This window comes from Blautia sp. St.27G3, assembly GCF_059728505.1.
This window is the reverse complement of sequence record NZ_BAAGFO010000002.1, coordinates 904656-918134: the sequence shown is the minus strand read 5'-3', so window position 1 is coordinate 918134 and position 13479 is coordinate 904656. Positions and strand designations below refer to the sequence as shown.

Here is a 13479-nt window from a genome sequence, read left to right as displayed (position 1 = left end):
TGTGAAGATGATTCTGGTTTGCAATTTGGTCGAGGGGGGGTCTGCATGAATTGGCTCCGGAATCTTTTTTGATAGTTTATGTAAGGTGGGGCGGAAATATGATTATGGGAATATGATATGGTACCAGGATTCTCGGAACGTGGGGATCTGGCTTGTAAGAAAAGTGGATGGAGGATGCAGAGATGGGATTTCATACAGTAATAGAAGGAAATGCTTTTTATGAGGTTGATGACGACTGTCTGAGAAAACGCAGGAAAGAAAATGATACAGCTGCAAAGGATATGCTGAAAGGAAACGCGAATCAGAGAACTGATCAGGGAATGAGTCCGAAAATAGGAGGGAATGGCAGAAATCGAAGTTTCCGATAACATGAGAAAGCGGGGCCGAAGCCCCGCCTTTTTTTAATATAAATGGATGAGAATCCATTAGCATCCGCAGCCACCGCCGCAGTTGCCACCGTTTCCGAGGAAGCTGCCATTGCCGCAGCCGCCACAGAACAGAAGCAGAAGGATAATCCAGCAGCAGTCGTTGCCGCCGTTGCCGCCGAAGCCGCAGCCACCGTTTCCATTGCCGCAGAATGCGAGCAGGATCAGCAGTGTGCAAATAGAAATCCCGTTGTTGCCTTCACATCCACATCCACAGTTTGTAGCAGTTAAATCACTCATTTCGTTTTCCTCCGAAATTGATATTTACAATGTATCATATGCTTCAGGGAGGAAGGTGTTACGGAAAGTGATCATTTTTGAAAAAAATTTTTTTGTTTGTGAAAAGTGGTATGACAGCTGCTACAGTCGCAGGAAGGATTCAAAAATTCCGTAAACATTCATGAGGCCATATCCCATTTCCCGGTTTGGGTATGTATAATTGTTGTTGCGGGTCGCTCCCCGCTGGAAAAGACTTTTGATTTCGCGTGGCGTAAAATACCGTGGGAAATCGCGAAGAAGGCCGCTTTCTACCACCAGGGCAGTGGCGCCCGCGGTCAGCGCGGAAGCTGCGCAGGAGCCGGTACGGGGCCGTAGAGCGCTCCGGGAGAAGCTGCACCAGGACTTTGGCTGGATAGAGGAGCGGTGATATTTACGCCCGGGGAGACAAAACTTGCTTTACGAGATTGTTTCTGGTATAGCCGCGCCCGGAGTTTCGGAACATGCTTCCTGCATACGCGTCAAACGTACCAACGGACATAATCGCCTCTGCACAGGATGGGTTTACAAGCGTGGTATCCGTGTTTGGGGTATAAAAACGGACATCAGGGCTGACAAGGCCGGTAACTGGAAGCCACATATGAAAAATTCCATTTACATAGGAAAGGTTTGAGACACGGACTCGCCAGACGCCGGGTGTCGGTGTTTCAAAACGAATTTGAGCCATCTGAGAGCCGCTCAGCATTTCAACAATTGCATAATTCAGATAAATTTTGCTGTATTCCAGAAGAAAGTTAAATTCATGAGTCATAAAATCGCGTGGCTGTACGGGCTGAATGGTTTCGCCAAGCGGAGAGATAAAACCGATGCTGTAAAGCTCCGGCGCGTCTGCCCAGAATTCCAGAGTAAAGCCGGAACTTTCCTTCTCTACGAGAATTTCCACATCAGTGTATGGCTCAGAACGGTCAAGAGTTCCAAGGAAATGATGTCCCTGACCGACCTCATTTCCAGTACCGCTGACCACATATACCCCGGTATTGAACTGTGCGGAGGTCAGGACATCTTCAAGCGGCGTATTTCCGGTGTGTCCCCCCTGGTTGGAGCCGAGGGTCATACAGATGACCAGAGGCATCTGCAGCTTTCGGGAAACATCGACCATATACCGGATACCAAGCATCAGGTCTGTTTCCTGATAGGCCAGTGCGTCTTCCGGGATCATAAAATAATCCCCGAAGATATTGCTTGGCGGGTTTTAATTTAACTGCAATAATGGTACTGTCCGGAGCAGCCCCGATGAAGTCTGCACTTGCATCCGGAGTACCGCAGGCAATGCCGGCCATGGCGGTTCCGTGCCCCAGTTCATCTCGCTGAGGCACGATTTCATATGGATCAGGAGAAAAGAGTGCCTGATTAATTTGCTCTCTGGTGTATTCTGTGCCGTACATAAGCCCATCCGGTGCAGGACCGGTCTGAATGGTCTGATCCCAGATTCGCATGATTCGGGTGGTGCCGTCCAGTGCACGAAATGCGGGATGCGTATAATCAATACCGGAATCAAGAAATCCGATCAGCACCCCTTTGCCGGAAAGGGAAAGAAACGGCTGGTTTTGCGCGGATAAAATTCCGCTGGTCTCAAGGCTTACCGTGTCAATGGAGGTGAAAAGCTTTGGCACGCCAGGATAACCGATCTGCTCCATAGTAATAAGCTCATCAGAAAAAGGTGCATGCAGGATACTGTATTGTGCGTCAACAATCTGTGGTGAGAGCTGATTCAGCTCCGAAAGCAGTGTTTCCGGTGCAAGTTGGTACCGGAAAATAATGTCGGAGTATTCTTCAGAAAGGGCAGGCGGGATTTCCGGGGGCCTGCGCAGAAAATAGTTTTGTGCGATGATTCATCAGGAGAACTCCCAAGAAAGGCATTTTATTAAAAATATGAGACATGTAAAGAAAAAATACGGTTGGGAACTAGTTTTGATTTACATGTTTTTTAATGGCCTCGAAGCTTTCACGACTGATGACATGCTCAATTTTGCAGGCGTCTTCGGCTGCCGTTTTGGGGTCCACGCCGAGCGCAGTCAGCCAGGAGGAGAGCAGCAGATGCCGTTCGTAGATTTCTTCAGCGATCGCACGACCGGATTCCGTGAGTGTAATAAAGCCGGATTTTGCGACAGCAATATGATTTTTTTCACGGAGGTTTTTCATGGCAATACTGACGCTTGATTTTTTGAAGCCAAGCTCAGCGGAAATATCTACTGCACGGACAACTGGCAGTCTGTGGCTCAGGATAAGAATTGTTTCAAGATAATTTTCAGCAGATTCGTTGATGATCATGGTAACACCTCGCATTATTCAGAATTCTATTCGTTAGTATACCATAAACACTGAAAATGGTAAATATAAAAAAAGTTGTTGACTTCTAATTGCAGTTAGAATATACTAACTATGAAGCAAAAAGTGTGAGAAAGGAGGAATAAAAATGCCGTTATCAATGGCGAGAGCGGGAGAACCCAACATCATCAAGAAGGTCGGAGGAAAAGAGGGAACAAGACAGTTTTTGGAGAAACTCGGTTTTGTGGCCGGCGGAACGGTTACTGTTGTCTCTGAAGCAGGGGGGAATCTGATCGTAAATGTGAAAGAATCCCGCGTTGCGATCGGAAAAGACATGGCGAATCGGATTATCATTTGACTGACAGAAAGGGAAGCGCTTATGAAAACGTTGAAAGAGGTTGCCTGCGGAGAGACCGTAAGGGTATCAAAACTGACCGGAGACGGACCGGTCAAGCGAAGAATCATGGATATGGGAATCACAAGAGGAGTGGAGATTTTTGTTCGGAAGGTTGCTCCGTTTGGAGATCCTGTGGAGGTGACGGTAAGAGGGTATGAGCTGTCACTTCGCAAGGCAGATGCGGGTATGATACAAGTAGAATAGATTCTATTTTTTTAAATAAGAGTTAGTTGAAACTAATATAAAATAGTTGAAGCAAATATAAGGTAGAGAAAACAAATTTGAACCATAAGGCAAGAAGGAGTAGGAAATGTCAATTAAAATTGCACTTGCAGGAAATCCGAACTGCGGAAAGACAACGCTGTTCAATGCACTGACAGGCTCCAACCAGTTCGTGGGAAACTGGCCGGGAGTGACTGTCGAGAAAAAGGAAGGAAAGCTGAAGGGATACAAAGATGTGACAATCATGGACCTTCCCGGCATTTATTCGCTTTCTCCGTATACACTGGAGGAGGTCGTTGCGAGAAATTATCTGATTCACGAGCGGCCAGATGCGATTATCAATATTGTGGATGGCACGAATCTTGAGCGGAACCTTTATCTGTCCACACAGGTGATGGAGCTTGGTATTCCGGTTGTCATGGCAGTCAATATGATGGATCTCGTAAAAAAGAGCGGAGACAGGATTTCTGTTACAAAGCTGAGCCAAAAGCTTGGATGCGAGGTAATTGAGATCTCTGCTTTGAAGGGGATTGGTGTTTTGGAGGCAGCTGAGCGGGCTGTGGCGCTGGCAAAGAAAAAGGATGCGTCTGCACCGGTACATCAATTTGCTCCTGAGGTGGAGCAAGTCATTGCCGAGGTAGAACAAAAACTTGCCGGGAGTGTTCCGGCGGGACAGAAGCGTTTCTTTGCGATTAAGCTTCTGGAGAAAGACGACAAAATTGCCTCAGTGTTGAAGAACGCTCCTGATGTTGAAACCGAAATTAAAAAGCTGGAAAGTAAATATGACGATGACACGGAAAGCATTATTACAAATGAGCGCTATGTGTACATATCATCCATAATCGGAGAATGCTGTAAAAAGTCCGGCAGGCAGAAATTAACGAATTCTGATAAAATTGACCGGATTGTCACAAACCGCTGGCTGGCGCTTCCAATTTTTGCGGCGGTCATGTGGCTGGTTTATTATATTGCTATATCAACGGTGGGCGGATTTGCAACGGACTGGACGAATGATGTACTGTTCGGTGAAATTATTCCGCCGGCTGTTTCCGGTTTCCTGGAGCGTATAAACTGTGCATTGTGGCTGCAGGGACTGATCGTTGACGGGATTGTGGCCGGCGTGGGAGCCGTTCTTGGTTTTGTTCCGCAGATGCTTGTACTGTTTTTGATGCTCGCTTTTCTGGAAGCGTGCGGGTATATGGCAAGAGTGGCGTTTATCATGGACCGGATTTTTCGAAAATTCGGGCTTTCCGGAAAATCTTTTATTCCGATGATGATCGGGATGGGATGCGGGGTTCCGGGTGTTATGGCATCGAGAACGATTGAACATGACAGAGACAGGAAGATGACAATCATGACAACGACCTTCATTCCATGCGGCGCAAAGCTTCCGATTATCGGACTGATTGCAGGCGCATTGTTTGAGGGCTCCGCATGGGTGGCTTTCAGCGCCTATTTTGTAGGAGTTGCAGCGATTGTGTGCTCCGGCATTATTTTGAAAAAGACGCAGATGTTTGCGGGTGATCCGGCTCCCTTTGTCATGGAACTACCGGCGTACCATATGCCGACAGTCGGAAATGTACTGAGAAGTATGTGGGAGCGCGGATGGTCCTTTATCAAAAAGGCAGGTACGGTGATTCTTTTTTCTGCAATTATTTTATGGTTTCTGCAGGGCTTTGGCTGGGTGGAAGGTTCGTTTGGCATGCTGGATGCCGAAGAACTGGAATACAGCATTCTTGCCCGGATCGGAACGGTTCTTGCACCGCTGTTTGCGCCGCTTGGCTGGGGAGACTGGAAGTCTGCCGTAGCAGCGATTACAGGTCTGATTGCAAAAGAAAATGTGGTGACGACGTTTGGCATTCTTTATAATATCGCGGGTGAGGTTGCGGAGGATACTCCGGATTTGTTGACAGCGGTCGGCGCAGGCATGACAGCACTTGGAGCATATTCATTTTTGATTTTTAATCTGTTGTGTGCGCCGTGTTTTGCAGCAATGGGAGCGATCAAACGTGAAATGAATAATGCGAAATGGTTTTGGTTTGCAATTGGTTATCAGTGCGGACTTGCATATATCGTATCGCTTTGTATTTATCAGCTCGGATTGCTTTTTGCAGGAGGAAGTTTTGGCTTGGGAACAGCAGTTGCAATTTTGCTTGTGCTTGGCTTTTTGTTTCTGTTGTTTCGCCCGTACCGCGAAAGTAAGACGTTGAACATAACAGGAAAAGGATTGGCATAATCACGAACATAACAGGAGGAAACAGATGGGGACAGGGATTGTTTTATTATTTCTGGCAGGCATAATTGTGTTGGCTGCACGGAGCATGAGAAAGGATAAAAAAGCAGGAAAATCTCTGCACTGCGGATGCGACTGCAAACACTGCGGCGGACATTGCAGATAGGAAACAGTACGCAAAGCGGTTAAAAAACAGAGTAAAAAGATCAGAAACAGTATCTGTGGTTTGTTTGCCAATGCATGACGAGACAGATGCTGTTTCTTTGTTATATACCACTTACGTTTGCCAGGCAAGGACAGTATTGTCTCAAAAAAAGAAGTGTGATATAATGTGGACACTTAGTGTATGTTTTCAGAATGTATGGAGGAGGGATAAGAATGAGTTTACAATCATGTTATGAAGCGTTTGGGGGAGATTATGAGGGGGTAGTGGCACGTCTGCGCAGCGAAAGGCTGGTGCAGAAATTTGTATTGAAGTTTTTAAACGATGGAAGCTTTGCATTGCTTTGTCAGTCACTGAAAGATAAAAATCATGAGGAGGCATTTCGGGCGGCACATACATTGAAAGGCGTATCGCAAAATTTAAATTTTACAAGATTGTATGAGTCCAGCAGCCAACTTACGGATGAGCTGCGTGACGGATGGGGCGATCGTTTCGACGAGCTGGCGGCTCAAGTTGCATCAGATTATGAGCAGACTGTTGCAGCAATCAGAACGCTGCAAGAAGAGGTTGGCGTTTGAGAAGTTTTGGCCTGCTGTCGTTTTCGCTTTTTCTGTGCATACTTTTCTTTTGCAGAAATCAGGCGTTGTACAAGTTTCCAAATTTTTCCGGTTGATTTTGCAAAAAGAGAAGGGTAGAATCGGTTAAAGCGATAAAGAATCTGTAAATAACAGGAAAAATTAACTGGAGGCGAGAAGTACAACTATAATAATTTGGGAGCGAGAGACATTATGCAGCAGAATAAAATAGAAGAATTTGCATTTTTATATTTGTGTGGAGAAGATGACAGAAATTTACTTTTGGGGAACGTATCGTTATCCTTTGAAGATTTTGACCGTTTGACTTATCTGGCAAATCATTTTGGATTGCAGGAATACGGTGCGGAGTTGTGGAATAGATACGGAAGAGCTTTTCACCAGCAGTATGAGTTGCTTGGGGCGTTGAGTTCCGGCGCAGATTGCGATGCGATTCTGCGGTCAGTCATGGATCCGGAGCAGGATAAAAATGAGGAAAAGAAAGTGGACAAGGAAAATGAACAGAGTCAGGATATAAATGCTGAACAGAAAGTTTTTGCAGGTGTTACGGCATATGACAAAGATGTTGCGATGCACGAAAAGTGGATTTCAGATTTTTGTACGAATGCGCCCACTGCCGAGACTCGGAAGTTTTTGCAGAAGCTGGATCGTGATCTCTGTACAGTAGAATAAATGTGACCCTTTTTCTTCTACCGCATATCGTGTAGTATGGAGGAAAAGGAAATGAATCGTGTAAGGGCACAACTGCATGCGGAAGAGGCGTATCGGGCAGGAATTACCGGAAGAGGAGTTACAGTTGCCATTTTGGATTCCGGTATCTGCTATCATCCCGATTACGCAGATCGAATTGTGGCGTTTCGGGATTTTGTAAACGGAAAGGCTATGTGTTATGACGACGCCTCTCATGGGAGCCATGTGTCAGGGATTTTGGGTGGCGATGGGAAAAGCAGCAGAGGACGTTATCGGGGAATTGCGCCTGGTTGCGGACTGATTCATTTGAAGATCCTGGATAAATATGGACAGGGGAATCTGGAAAATATTATTAGCGCCATGGATTGGGTGGCTGAGAATCGGGAAAGATACAATATTCGTATTATGAATCTTTCAGCAGGCGCCTCAAAGGATGATGCAGACTATGGAGCTAAAGCGCTGGTAAAGGGCGTGGAGGCTGCGTGGGATGCCGGGATTGTTGTGGTAGTAGCAGCGGGAAATATGGGGCCGGCATCCGGCAGCATTACGGTGCCGGGAAACAGCAAAAAGGTGATTACGGTGGGCGCCTCGGATGATTTTGCCAGAGGAGGACGCGGGATGTATGTGGAATATTCTGGCTGCGGACCAACGCGGGAATGTATCTGCAAGCCTGAACTGGTAGCTCCTGGTACGGGAATATGGTCGTGTTCACCGTCTTTCAGGCAGGGGAGGTACTATAGTGTAAAAAGTGGCACCTCTATGTCAGCGCCTGCGGTTGCCGGATGTATTGCCTTACTTCTGGAACAGGAGCCAAAGCTTACGAACGTTGAAGTCAAAATGCGATTGAAAGAATCTTCCAGAGATCTTGGCTATCCGAAGAACCGCCAGGGGTGGGGAATACCGGATCTTCGAAAATTGCTTCAAATAGAAAGATAAAGACAGGAAAAGCGATTTTTCTGTCTTTTTTGCTGAATTGTAAAGAAAATGTAAGGAAAACGTACAAAGCATGTTATATTTGTGTGATATTATACAAATAGTTTCGAATTTTTGTCCTAAGAAAAAAGTGAATTATAATTAAGATTTATTTAAAGAAATCTCTTATAAGATTCATTAGTATAGAATGGTAAGGACGATTTTTATGCCCTTATCATTTTGTTTGGAGAATGGAGTAAAAGTATGTCTTTAAATAAAAGAGTATCGGCGATTCTGCCAGTGTATGGATGGATTCCGCTGATTGCAGAATTCATTTTGAACAGCACGGTGTATGGCGGTGCAAAAATGATTGCAGGAGGCTGGCACCATTATAATATGGAAACGGCATTGGACCAGGCGATTCCGTTTCTGCCATGGACACTGGTGATTTATTTCGGATGTTACTTGTTCTGGATTGCGAATTATGTTCTGACTGTCCGGGTGAGCAGCAGGGAAGACGCTTATCGTTTCCTGAGTGCTGATTTTCTGGCAAAGCTCCTATGCTTTGTATTTTTCCTGCTTTTGCCAACCACGAATACAAGGCCGGAGATTACAGGAGATGGCATGTGGGATATGGGGATTCGTTTCCTGTATTGGATTGATTCGGCAGATAATCTTTTTCCGTCGATTCACTGTCTGACGAGCTGGATGTGTTATATCGGAATCAGAAAACAAAAAAGTGTACCGGCCTGGTATCGGACGTTTTCCTGTCTGATGGCGGTTGCGGTATTTATCTCCACACTGACAACAAAGCAGCATGTTCTGGTGGATGTGGCCGGCGGCGTGTTTCTGGCGGAGATCTGTTATCTGATTGCGGGACGTACCGCTCTTGCAAAGTGGTATGGAACAATTTTTGATAAAGCGGCAGCGTGTGTTTTTGGGAAGCCAGGAAAAACTTTATCGCGCGGATAAAGGATGAGGTTTGTTGGGATAAAAGTGTTTCCGCGGCGACAGGATGAATATGGGAAGGATTCCGGGAACAAAAGGAGCAGTCAGATTGGGTAAAGTAAAAAAAGTAATATTGAATGCAGCTATATTTTTCCTGGTACTCGGACTTACGGTGTACGGAGTTTTCCACGGGGAAGATATGGGAGAACTGAAGGAGGCCATTGGACAGGCAAGGCTTGGATGGTTGTTGCCGGCGGTCGGGTGTGTATTTATTTTCATATGGGGCGAGTCGATCATCATCTGGCATATGATGTGTTCGTATGGGATTCGACTGAAAAAGAGAATCTGTTTTCTTTTTTCTTCTGTCGGTTTTTTCTTCAGCTGCGTAACGCCTTCCGCAAGTGGCGGACAGCCCATGCAGATTTATTTTATGAAAAAAGAAAAAATTCCGATTCCTGTGGCAACGGTGATCCTCATGATTGTTACGATTACCTATAAGCTTGTGCTGGTGGTGATCGGTTTGGGAATTATTCTGTTTGCAAGGGATTTTCTGCATGCATATCTGGGTGAAATCCTTTTCGTGTTTTATCTTGGAGTTGCATTAAATGTTTTCTGCGTGACGTTCATGATGGTGCTGGTGTTTCATCCGTCTCTCGCCAAACTGATGATGCTCAAGGGGCTGTGGTTGCTGGAAAAGCTTCATCTGATGCGCCATAAGGAGGAGCGGACGAAAAAGCTGGAAGCATCCATGGATATGTATAATGAAACAGCGGCGTATATGAGTACGCATATGTGGCTGATGGTACGGGTGTTTTTGATCACCTTTGGTCAGAGAATTGCGTTGTTTGCAGCAACGTGTTTTGTATATCAGTCATTTGGACTTTCCGGGACCAACTGGATGGTGACATTGACTCTCCAGGCGGTGATTTCGGTATCGGTCGATATGCTTCCGCTGCCGGGCGGAATGGGAATCAGCGAAAGCCTGTTTCTGGTTATATTTAAACCGGTATTCGGAGCCCTGCTGCTTCCGGGTATGATACTCAGCAGGGGACTTGGTTATTACAGTGAGCTGTTGATTTCGGCAGTATTTACACTAGTTGCAGTCGTGGTATTTCAGAGAAAACAGGATGAAAATGCAGTACAGAGGAAAAGACAGAGTTATTAACAGAGAAAGAGAAAAGTGGGGGAAGCAATGATTGGATTTTATGATTATACGGTGGTGCTGACTTATTTAAGTCTTGCAAGTGGTATTATTGGAATGTTCTGTACGTTTACGGGGCACATGCACTGGTCTATTTTCTGCCTGGCTTTGTGCGGGCTTTTTGATACGTTTGACGGCAAGGTAGCCCGCATGAAAAAGAACCGGACTGAAGAGCAGAAACATTTTGGGATTCAGATTGATTCGCTGTGTGATATCGTATGTTTTGGGGTTCTTCCGGTGGCGATCTGTTATCATTCTGGAATGAACAGTCTTCCTGGCGCAGCAATTTTGATTTTTTACTGCCTGGCAGGACTCATTCGTCTGGCGTATTTTAATGTGATGGAGGAAAAGCGGCAGCAGGAGACGGCAGAAAACCGTAAATATTATCAGGGGCTTCCGATTACTTCAATTGCGGCAATTCTGCCGTTGATACATATCAGTGCAGCGTTGTTGCAGCGGCATTTTCTTCCGGTTCTGCATGTAGGTATGCTAATTACAGGAGGCCTGTTTATCTTGAATTTTAAATTTCGAAAGCCGAATAATAAGGAGCTGGCAGCGATTATTGCGGTTGTGGCAGTCGTGGTGTTGTATATGGCAGTTTATTACAAATGGGGAGGGATGTTCCGATGGAACTGGAAAAGCCTGACGTAGTAAAAAATAGTGCACGTGGACAGCGCGGTGTTGTTTCATGGCTGTATGGCAGCAGGCCAGGAAGGATGGTTTTGCGTCTGCTTGTCAGCCCGTGGTTTTCAAAGGCGGGGGGCAAGTTGTTGCAGACAAGGCTGTCAGCGTTCGCAGTGGGAACATTTGTGAGGGCGAACGGAATTGATCTGTCGGAATGCCGGAAGCAGAAATTTCAGTCTTTCAATGATTTTTTTGTTCGGGAGCTGAAAATCGGAAAACGTCCGACAGACCAGGATTGCAGAGCATGGATCAGCCCATGTGATGCGCGGCTGACGGTTTATCCGGTAAGCATGTCAGGGCGGTTTGCTGTAAAGGGTACGCCGTACACGGCGGCTGAACTTTTGAAAAATGAGAAGCTGGCAAAACGGTATGACGGCGGCTGGCTGTGGCTGTATCGGCTTTCTGTGGATGATTATCACAGATATATCTATCCGTGCAGTGGTATGAAATCCCTGAATGTGCAGATTCCAGGGATTTTTCATACGGTAAATCCGATTGCAGCACAGGCGGAGCCGATTTATAAGACAAACACAAGAGAATACTGCCTGATCCGTACGGAAGAACTGGGGACAGTTCTGATGATGGAGGTGGGGGCCATGCTGGTGGGGAAGATTGAAAACCGTGAGCATGGACCAGCAGAGGTAAGACGTGGACAGGAAAAAGGAAACTTTGCATTTGGCGGTTCGACGATTATTGTTATGAGCCAGGCAGGTTGTGCAATGCCGCAGGATGAAATACGGAAAAATTCTCAGGCAGGATTTGAGACGAAGGTGCGAATGGGTGAGACGGTCGGATACAGACCATAAGCGCAAAGCAGTACGTACACAGAATGCATAGGCCGGGAAAAGGAGGGCACAGGATGGCAAAATATATGATGGCACTGGATGCGGGGACGACGAGCAACCGGTGTATTTTATTTGACCGCGCGGGAACTGTCTGCAGTGTGGCACAAAAGGAGTTTACGCAGCATTTTCCAAAACCGGGCTGGGTGGAGCATGATGCGGATGAGATATGGTCCACCCAACTTGGCGTGGCGGTGGAAGCAATGTCGAAGATTGGAGCCCGGGCGTCGGATATCGCGGCAATCGGTATCACGAATCAGAGAGAGACCGCGATTGTATGGGACAGGGAGACAGGGGTTCCGGTGTATCGTGCGATTGTGTGGCAGTGTCGGAGAACCGCGGAATACTGTGACGGGCTGAAGGCAAAGGGGCTGACAGAAAAGTTCCGAAGCAAAACAGGGCTTGTGATTGATGCATATTTTTCCGGTACAAAAATAAAATGGATATTGGAGCATGTACCGGGAGCGAGAGAGAAGGCGGAGGCCGGAAATCTTCTGTTTGGTACGGTCGAGACCTGGCTGATCTGGAAACTGACAAAGGGTGCAGTGCATGTGACGGATTATTCCAATGCGTCCCGCACGATGCTTTTTAATATCAATACGCTGGAATGGGATCAGGAGATTTTAAATGAACTGGGGATTCCTGCGTGTATGCTTCCCAAAGTGGTTGCATCCAGCGCTGTTTACGGTATGACAGCACCGGAATTTTTTGGCGGAGAGATTCCGATTGCCGGAGTAGCAGGAGACCAGCAGGCAGCTTTGTTTGGGCAGACGTGTTTTTCACGCGGAGAGGTGAAGAATACATATGGAACGGGTGGCTTTTTGCTGATGAATACGGGGGATCAACCAGTATTTTCCAGCAATGGCCTTGTGACTACGATCGCCTGGGGCCTGGACGGTAAGGTAACGTATGCGCTCGAAGGTTCTATTTTTGTCGCGGGAGCGGCCATCCAGTGGCTGCGGGATGAGATGCATCTGATTGATTCTGCGCCGGATACGGAGTGGATTGCGGGACGCGTGAAAGATACGAATGGCTGTTATGTGGTGCCCGCATTTACAGGGCTTGGAGCGCCGCACTGGGATCAGTATGCGAGAGGCTGTATTGTCGGGATTACACGCGGCGTCAATAAGTATCATATTGTGCGCGCCACGCTGGAATCACTTGCTTATCAGACGAATGATGTGATCAAAGCCATGGAGGCAGATTCCGGAATTCGTCTGGCGGGACTTAAGGTAGACGGAGGCGCGAGCGCCAACAATTTCCTGATGCAGTATCAGGCCGATGTAATCGGAGATCGGGTGTTGCGTCCGTATTGTACGGAGACGACGGCTATGGGCGCGGCTTATCTGGCAGGCCTGGCAGTGGGCTACTGGAACGGAATGGATGACGTGCGTAGAAATTGGAAAACAGATCGCGTTTTTGAACCGTCCATGACAGAGGAGGAGCGTGCGCGCAGGCTGCGGGGATGGAATAAGGCAGTCAGATATTCGTTTGACTGGGCGAGGGATGAGGACTGAAACCGAAACTGTTCGAATGGTGAAAGAATGGGAAGGCCTATGCGAAATAGGAAAATCCTGTGAAGTGAAATGGTTTGAAATGGCTGGAAAGGAGAAAAGGCGGAAGGA

Annotated in this window: 17 protein-coding genes; 14 read left to right on the top strand and 3 right to left on the bottom strand. The window is 46.9% G+C overall.

The window, feature by feature from the left end:
• Nucleotides 1-182: 182 nt before the first annotated feature.
• A complete protein-coding gene (locus AC6I2O_RS13945) occupies nucleotides 183-368 on the top strand; it encodes a hypothetical protein (protein ID WP_147412311.1) in 186 nt (61 codons plus the stop codon).
• Between the two features lie 57 nt (nucleotides 369-425).
• Here the strand turns inward: AC6I2O_RS13945 and AC6I2O_RS13940 are convergent, their stop codons facing one another.
• The gene (locus tag AC6I2O_RS13940; RefSeq protein ID WP_120393087.1) at nucleotides 426-665 is read right to left on the bottom strand and encodes a chorion class high-cysteine HCB protein 13; all 240 of its coding nucleotides are present in this window, start codon (nucleotides 663-665) and stop codon (nucleotides 426-428) included.
• A gap of 235 nt (nucleotides 666-900) precedes the next feature.
• On the opposite strand from AC6I2O_RS13940, the gene AC6I2O_RS13935 reads away from it, so the two are divergent.
• Complete coding sequence (locus tag AC6I2O_RS13935) at nucleotides 901-1071, top strand: hypothetical protein (RefSeq protein ID WP_497742967.1); 171 nt, start codon at nucleotides 901-903, stop codon at nucleotides 1069-1071.
• A 634-nt stretch (nucleotides 1072-1705) separates the two neighbouring features.
• Here AC6I2O_RS13935 and AC6I2O_RS13930 read toward each other — a convergent pair.
• A complete protein-coding gene (locus AC6I2O_RS13930) occupies nucleotides 1706-2338 on the bottom strand; it encodes a S8 family serine peptidase (protein WP_497742966.1) in 633 nt (210 codons plus the stop codon).
• 268 nt (nucleotides 2339-2606) lie between these two features.
• A complete protein-coding gene (locus AC6I2O_RS13925) occupies nucleotides 2607-2972 on the bottom strand; it encodes a metal-dependent transcriptional regulator (protein WP_120393089.1) in 366 nt (121 codons plus the stop codon).
• A 145-nt stretch (nucleotides 2973-3117) separates the two neighbouring features.
• Here AC6I2O_RS13925 and AC6I2O_RS13920 point away from each other — a divergent pair, with 145 nt between their 5' ends.
• From AC6I2O_RS13920 to glpK, 12 genes are all read left to right on the top strand, one after another.
• Nucleotides 3118-3327 (top strand): FeoA family protein, encoded by a 210-nt coding sequence (locus AC6I2O_RS13920; RefSeq protein WP_120393090.1) that lies wholly within the window; start codon nucleotides 3118-3120, stop codon nucleotides 3325-3327.
• Between the two features lie 21 nt (nucleotides 3328-3348).
• Nucleotides 3349-3570 carry a FeoA family protein gene (locus tag AC6I2O_RS13915; RefSeq protein WP_120393091.1) on the top strand — a complete coding sequence of 74 codons (222 nt, stop codon included), beginning with the start codon at nucleotides 3349-3351 and terminating at the stop codon, nucleotides 3568-3570.
• 106 nt (nucleotides 3571-3676) lie between these two features.
• Nucleotides 3677-5824, top strand: coding sequence for a ferrous iron transport protein B (feoB, locus tag AC6I2O_RS13910; protein WP_497742965.1), 2148 nt, complete (start codon nucleotides 3677-3679; stop codon nucleotides 5822-5824).
• 25 nt (nucleotides 5825-5849) lie between these two features.
• Nucleotides 5850-5987 (top strand): FeoB-associated Cys-rich membrane protein, encoded by a 138-nt coding sequence (locus AC6I2O_RS13905; protein WP_120393093.1) that lies wholly within the window; start codon nucleotides 5850-5852, stop codon nucleotides 5985-5987.
• 212 nt (nucleotides 5988-6199) lie between these two features.
• The gene (locus AC6I2O_RS13900; RefSeq protein ID WP_120393094.1) at nucleotides 6200-6562 is read left to right on the top strand and encodes an Hpt domain-containing protein; all 363 of its coding nucleotides are present in this window, start codon (nucleotides 6200-6202) and stop codon (nucleotides 6560-6562) included.
• 210 nt (nucleotides 6563-6772) lie between these two features.
• Entirely contained in the window at nucleotides 6773-7249 is a 477-nt protein-coding gene (locus tag AC6I2O_RS13895; RefSeq protein WP_120393095.1) for a hypothetical protein, read from the top strand.
• A 51-nt stretch (nucleotides 7250-7300) separates the two neighbouring features.
• Nucleotides 7301-8203, top strand: coding sequence for a S8 family peptidase (locus tag AC6I2O_RS13890; RefSeq protein WP_120393096.1), 903 nt, complete (start codon nucleotides 7301-7303; stop codon nucleotides 8201-8203).
• Nucleotides 8204-8443: 240 nt separating this feature from the next.
• A complete protein-coding gene (locus AC6I2O_RS13885) occupies nucleotides 8444-9151 on the top strand; it encodes a phosphatase PAP2 family protein (RefSeq protein WP_497742964.1) in 708 nt (235 codons plus the stop codon).
• A gap of 85 nt (nucleotides 9152-9236) precedes the next feature.
• Nucleotides 9237-10292: a lysylphosphatidylglycerol synthase transmembrane domain-containing protein gene (locus AC6I2O_RS13880; RefSeq protein ID WP_497742963.1), complete on the top strand. Its 1056-nt coding sequence runs from the start codon at nucleotides 9237-9239 to the stop codon at nucleotides 10290-10292.
• A 27-nt stretch (nucleotides 10293-10319) separates the two neighbouring features.
• The gene (locus AC6I2O_RS13875; RefSeq protein ID WP_120393122.1) at nucleotides 10320-10979 is read left to right on the top strand and encodes a CDP-alcohol phosphatidyltransferase family protein; all 660 of its coding nucleotides are present in this window, start codon (nucleotides 10320-10322) and stop codon (nucleotides 10977-10979) included.
• Nucleotides 10955-11818 carry a phosphatidylserine decarboxylase gene (locus AC6I2O_RS13870; RefSeq protein WP_497742962.1) on the top strand — a complete coding sequence of 288 codons (864 nt, stop codon included), beginning with the start codon at nucleotides 10955-10957 and terminating at the stop codon, nucleotides 11816-11818. Before AC6I2O_RS13875 ends, AC6I2O_RS13870 begins: the two co-directional genes overlap by 25 nt.
• Nucleotides 11819-11871: 53 nt before the next feature.
• Nucleotides 11872-13371: a glycerol kinase GlpK gene (gene glpK, locus AC6I2O_RS13865; protein ID WP_497742961.1), complete on the top strand. Its 1500-nt coding sequence runs from the start codon at nucleotides 11872-11874 to the stop codon at nucleotides 13369-13371.
• Nucleotides 13372-13479 lie beyond the last annotated feature (108 nt).

What these genes read in the sequence shown, in the direction of transcription:
- AC6I2O_RS13920 (WP_120393090.1), top strand. Translation starts at nt 3,118, where the DNA reads ATGCCGTTATCAATGGCGAGAGCGGGAGAACCCAACATCATCAAGAAG.
- AC6I2O_RS13930 (WP_497742966.1), bottom strand. Translation starts at nt 2,338, where the DNA reads ATGGAGCAGATCGGTTATCCTGGCGTGCCAAAGCTTTTCACCTCCATT.
- AC6I2O_RS13870 (WP_497742962.1), top strand. Translation starts at nt 10,955, where the DNA reads ATGGAACTGGAAAAGCCTGACGTAGTAAAAAATAGTGCACGTGGACAG.
- AC6I2O_RS13885 (WP_497742964.1), top strand. Translation starts at nt 8,444, where the DNA reads ATGTCTTTAAATAAAAGAGTATCGGCGATTCTGCCAGTGTATGGATGG.
- feoB (WP_497742965.1), top strand. Translation starts at nt 3,677, where the DNA reads ATGTCAATTAAAATTGCACTTGCAGGAAATCCGAACTGCGGAAAGACA.
- glpK (WP_497742961.1), top strand. Translation starts at nt 11,872, where the DNA reads ATGGCAAAATATATGATGGCACTGGATGCGGGGACGACGAGCAACCGG.
- AC6I2O_RS13905 (WP_120393093.1), top strand. Translation starts at nt 5,850, where the DNA reads ATGGGGACAGGGATTGTTTTATTATTTCTGGCAGGCATAATTGTGTTG.
- AC6I2O_RS13940 (WP_120393087.1), bottom strand. Translation starts at nt 665, where the DNA reads ATGAGTGATTTAACTGCTACAAACTGTGGATGTGGATGTGAAGGCAAC.
- AC6I2O_RS13890 (WP_120393096.1), top strand. Translation starts at nt 7,301, where the DNA reads ATGAATCGTGTAAGGGCACAACTGCATGCGGAAGAGGCGTATCGGGCA.
- AC6I2O_RS13915 (WP_120393091.1), top strand. Translation starts at nt 3,349, where the DNA reads ATGAAAACGTTGAAAGAGGTTGCCTGCGGAGAGACCGTAAGGGTATCA.
- AC6I2O_RS13875 (WP_120393122.1), top strand. Translation starts at nt 10,320, where the DNA reads ATGATTGGATTTTATGATTATACGGTGGTGCTGACTTATTTAAGTCTT.
- AC6I2O_RS13945 (WP_147412311.1), top strand. Translation starts at nt 183, where the DNA reads ATGGGATTTCATACAGTAATAGAAGGAAATGCTTTTTATGAGGTTGAT.
- AC6I2O_RS13925 (WP_120393089.1), bottom strand. Translation starts at nt 2,972, where the DNA reads ATGATCATCAACGAATCTGCTGAAAATTATCTTGAAACAATTCTTATC.
- AC6I2O_RS13895 (WP_120393095.1), top strand. Translation starts at nt 6,773, where the DNA reads ATGCAGCAGAATAAAATAGAAGAATTTGCATTTTTATATTTGTGTGGA.
- AC6I2O_RS13900 (WP_120393094.1), top strand. Translation starts at nt 6,200, where the DNA reads ATGAGTTTACAATCATGTTATGAAGCGTTTGGGGGAGATTATGAGGGG.